The sequence below is a fragment of the Mesorhizobium sp. M7A.F.Ca.MR.362.00.0.0 genome (assembly GCF_004023175.1).
Lineage (GTDB): Bacteria > Pseudomonadota > Alphaproteobacteria > Rhizobiales > Rhizobiaceae > Mesorhizobium.
The window spans coordinates 1-239 of record NZ_RZTF01001119.1 but is presented as its reverse complement, the minus strand read 5'-3'; the positions used below and the strand labels follow the sequence as shown (position 1 = coordinate 239).

Sequence of the window (239 nt, the reverse complement as noted above, 5' to 3'; positions counted from 1 at the left end):
GGTTAATATGGAGTTCATTCGTTAAGTCACCATTTGACATATCTACAGAAAGATCATTCACTTTCTTAACATTTCGTGACAAATAAGAAGAGTAGAAAATTATACCTGCTGCAATAATAAGGACACCAACAATTCCAATAGCCAGCGAATAATACAATATTGATTGAGATGCTTCTGTTAATTCTGCTTTCGGTATTACCATTCCTAATAACCAATTTGTACCGTTTATCGGAGTATAT

1 protein-coding gene is annotated in these 239 nt (G+C 33.1%); it reads right to left on the bottom strand.

What is annotated here, in order from left to right:
* A partial coding sequence (locus tag EOC06_RS41300) for a hypothetical protein (RefSeq protein WP_206631474.1) occupies window positions 1-239 on the bottom strand: 239 nt, incomplete at both ends.